This is a genomic window from Acidocella sp. (genome assembly GCF_052326845.1).
In the GTDB taxonomy this organism is placed as follows: domain Bacteria; phylum Pseudomonadota; class Alphaproteobacteria; order Acetobacterales; family Acetobacteraceae; genus Acidocella.
Genome location: NZ_JBKQJR010000060.1, coordinates 1 through 3,822, shown reverse-complemented (window position 1 = coordinate 3,822; position 3,822 = coordinate 1). Strand labels below are relative to the sequence as shown.

Genomic DNA, 3,822 nt, shown 5'->3' with positions numbered 1-3,822 from the left:
GTAAATCACGGCGCGCATCATGCGTTCTCCGGCATTTTGAAGCGTGATGTCTCTCGAGGCCCAGAGCATCCTATGAGGGCGGGAGGCATGTCCATCTAATTTTCCAGCCCGAGCTGACGCTTGCGCGCCCGCAGCTTCCGTTGCCACACCCGGGTGAGTTCATGGCTGGCTGACTTGCTGTAGACTTCATCGACCATCTTGGTGGTCTTGTGGCCAAGGGCGGCCGCGGCAAGATCGTTGTCGCCCGGGTTCCGGACAATGATCGTGCTTGCCATGGCATGACGCAGGACATGGCAGTTCAGGTGCCGCCCCAGCCTGTCGTTGCCGAAATCATTGAAGATCATCGCGATCGTGATCGGTGACAACTGCGTTCCCCGGCGGCTGACCCACAGGCCGCCGTGATCCTTGGTTTTGCCGAGCAGGCGAGGGCGGTGCTGTGTCAGGTACAGGGTCAGGCGCGGCATCAGCCAATGCGGGATATCGAACAGGATGCCGGTCCGGTTCTTGAGGGTGTTGTTGAAGGACAGCCTCACCGTCGATGCATCCTCAAGCAGATGCGTGCCGCGCTCAATTTCACCGAGATTTTTCCGCCGCAGCGCGAACAGTGCCGCGAAGGCGATGATCAGGCCGTCCCGCGCTTCAACAGAAGCCAAGACGCAGGGAGGCTTGATAGACGCGGCGTCAAACTGCGCGAGCGCGGCGTTCAGCACCACCGCAGGATCTGGCGGCGAGATGCGCTTTTTTGATTGCTCGATCTCCGCCCGCGACGGCGCGTTCGGCAAGCGCCGGATCCAGCCCCAATCCCGGTCCGGCGCCAGGATCCGCAGCGTCGCGGCCAGGCGGTTGAGTTCCTCATGGATGGAACTGGCCTTGAGGCGTTGCCGAAGGAAGTCAGTGTATTCGGTCATCGTGTCCACTGTGATGAGGTCAACGGGCCGGGATGAGGCCCCGGGCGCCCCATTAACTTTGAGGTAGGCGAAAAGGGCGCCATAGGTTGTCTCCCGGCCCGAGATCGTCTCGGCAGCCAAGCCAGCCATCTTTGCTGCGCGGTCGAACAACCTGTTCCGCTGCTGCGCCCGCTCCCAGATAGCCCTATCCGCCGGGTGCCAGCCGGCCAAAGGCACGCACAGGTTCCGGAAGCGAGGCTTCCGGGTCTTTGTGGACGACGACGGCACCTTCATTAGTCCCATCTGCGCAGTGTTCATTTTTGCAGCTTCCGGATCCGGCGATGCATTATCTCCGCGTATTGGCCTTGCACGGCCCGGCCGCGCTGTTGCGCGTAAGATTTCACGGTCGTTGTCGACGAGCGGTGGTCGAGCATGCGCTGGGCCAGGACGACCGCGCGCGGATCCTCATCAAGGATAATCGTGGAGATCAGCGCGCGGATCAGATGCACGTTGACTGTGATGCCGAGATAGCGGTCGATCAGCGTTTTCAGGTGACGTCCGAGCGACTTCGCGTCGACGTAATTGCCGGCCTGGCCGGGAAACAAGGCCGTGCTGGAGCCTTTGAGCAGCCGCGGGCGATATTTTTCCAGGAAGATTTTGAGCATTTGCTGGGTGCGCGGGCTCAGCGCCCCCTCGATGATCGGCGCATTTTTGGTGGTGCGCTCGCCCTCGATGCGGATGCCGATGATGGCACCATGACGGTCATGCTCAAAGTCCAGCTTCAGGTCTAGGTGCGCCAGGTTGGTGACGCGCAACGGTTTGTCGAAGGCAATGGCCAAGGCCAGCGCATATTTTGCCAGATCGGCGGCGCGCTTCTTCCGGCCTTTCCGCTCATGCTTCTGCGCGTCCGTCCAAATGGTCTCTGGAAGCGCCCAGAACCGGCGTTCGACGCCCTTGTCATCGAACTGTGCCAGGCGCTCGCGCGCTTTCTTCGGGAACGCCGTTTTTGGGGCGCGCACGGAGTCGCAGATTTCCGCCATCGCGGTCAGCTCATCGGCCGGCAATTTTGCCCATTCCCGCGCCGCGGCCTTCAGGGCCGCAGCGGTGGCTTCAGCGCCCAGTGTCCATTGTCCGTCGCCGCAATTACGGGTGTGGTAGGCGGTGAGGATGATCTCGACCGCTGCTGCTGAGGTCAAGTCGCGCAGCGAGGCAATCTGGCTGGCGGCCCAGCCGTTCTGCCGCAGCACAAATGCCGACAGGATCAGGATTTTGCGGCGGCTCTCGATGGTCCTTGGTGCGGTACGTGCAGGAAAACCCTTAGGAAAAATCCCAGGTTTTGCCAGCTTGGCGCAGTAGGCATCGAGATTGTCATAGAATTCGCGCGGCAGATCATTCTTGTCCCCACGCAGTTGCAGCGGATTGCGCTTGGCCGGCAGCTTCTTGCCGCCCCAGTCCGGGTGATGCCGGAGCAGCCGGTTCCAGGTGTAGCGCAGGGCCTGAAGAGAGCTGTCGATCTTCAGCTTGGCCGCCGATGTGATCAGGTGCTCTCGGTAGGCGTCCAGATGCTGTGGCTCGACTTGGTCGGGTTCGACGCCAAGTCCTTCACAGAACGCCGCGAAATTGCGGAACATGGCAATCGTCTGCGGTTGGTCGAGCAGCGCCAGGCCGTGTGCCCATTTGGGAGACCTGAGCGTGACCTGTCCGGCACGTGGCGGCAGCCACCCGGTTTTGTGCTGGATCGCGGCCAGTTCGCTGCGAATGTTGTACCAGCGTTTGGCGCTGATTTTGTGTTTGCCCGGGCTGACGCTCTGCAGGACCGGGCGAAGCAGCGTGGGGGCGCAGGGCAGGGGGGCAGCTGGGCTGCCGTCGCGGTGCCGGGGCAGGCGGGTCTGCACCCAGGTGACCTCGCGCCGGAAGGCCGCAAGCCGGTCTGCATCGACGGTCCCGCTTGCCGTGATGAGCGCGATCGCCTCAGCGAACGTTTCCGGGGGCGTTGAGCAGACCACGACATCGCCGGCGATGCGCGACTGAACGTTTTTTGGCATAGGGCGGAGCATTGAGCATGCGTTGTCGGTCGGGGTGTCCTCGGCGCTTGGCGCTTCGAGAGTGACCGCGGAGCCTTGGTCATGAGAAGCCGGTGCGTCCTGCTCCAGGTTCGTATGCCCGAGCGGCTCGTCGTCCTGAGCCTTCACTTCACCTTTAAGCTGGTGTTCGCACGGCGGATTTTTGTCTTCGTTGATACCGTAATGATTGGTTGGCGCGCTGATCGCGCCGAACAGGTCCTGAGTGCTCACGAGTGCCCCTCCGTTGTCATGAGATTTCCGGCGATGGCTGGAGTGAGATTTCGGGACAGCGTGGAACAGGCAACGTGTAGGATTATCTCCCCCACGTATTCCCGAAGCGGCCGGAGAGCCAAACAGGTCCTGGATTTCCAGCATCACGCATTTTCCCCGCGAGAACGGCCGATATAGATGTTCAGATCCTGGTGATGGATGCGGACGGCGCGGCCGAATTTATGGGCTCGCAGCTTCTGGTCGCGGATGGCGCGGCGGATTGTCGCGATCGAAAGGCCGGTAATCTCAGCCACCTGCTCAGCAGTGAAGAACAGAGCTTGGGTCACATTTTCTACTTTGAGGGACATTTTGTTCGCCTTGGTTTTGGGGGAGGGGGCTTTGAGCCGGGTTAGGACCGTCGGCCGAAGTGTCACTGTGCATTACGTCGCGGGCAGTCTGGAGCGCCAGCAGCTCGACCAGGCGGATTAAGCCGGGATGGCTTTTATCGCTCTGGGCCGTGGCTGATTTGGTATTCTGGCTGCCGTTAGGCCGCGCCGGTCGTGAGCCGACCCCACCGGATTCAGGTGGGGTGGAATCCCGAAGTGTCTGCGGCCCCTGTGTTGCGCCTCTTGCCATGACCAGACATGTAAAGAGTTCGGCTG

The 3,822-nt window shown here is 61.7% G+C and carries 3 protein-coding genes; all 3 read right to left on the bottom strand.

Annotated features, from left to right (window positions below; all coding sequences use genetic code 11):
* Positions 1–95 precede the first annotated feature (95 nt).
* Positions 96–1,205, bottom strand: a complete 1,110-nt coding sequence (locus ACLPJJ_RS03845) for a tyrosine-type recombinase/integrase (protein ID WP_443589616.1) — start codon at positions 1,203–1,205, stop codon at positions 96–98.
* Positions 1,202–3,181, bottom strand: coding sequence for a tyrosine-type recombinase/integrase (locus tag ACLPJJ_RS03840; RefSeq protein ID WP_443589614.1), 1,980 nt, complete (start codon positions 3,179–3,181; stop codon positions 1,202–1,204). Before ACLPJJ_RS03840 ends, ACLPJJ_RS03845 begins: the two co-directional genes overlap by 4 nt.
* A gap of 143 nt (positions 3,182–3,324) precedes the next feature.
* Positions 3,325–3,528, bottom strand: a complete 204-nt coding sequence (locus tag ACLPJJ_RS03835; protein ID WP_443589612.1) for a helix-turn-helix domain-containing protein — start codon at positions 3,526–3,528, stop codon at positions 3,325–3,327.
* Positions 3,529–3,822: the final 294 nt, after the last annotated feature.

Coding starts and splice junctions, on each gene's coding strand:
- ACLPJJ_RS03845 (WP_443589616.1), bottom strand. CDS start 1,205: ATGAACACTGCGCAGATGGGACTAATGAAGGTGCCGTCGTCGTCCACA.
- ACLPJJ_RS03835 (WP_443589612.1), bottom strand. CDS start 3,528: ATGTCCCTCAAAGTAGAAAATGTGACCCAAGCTCTGTTCTTCACTGCT.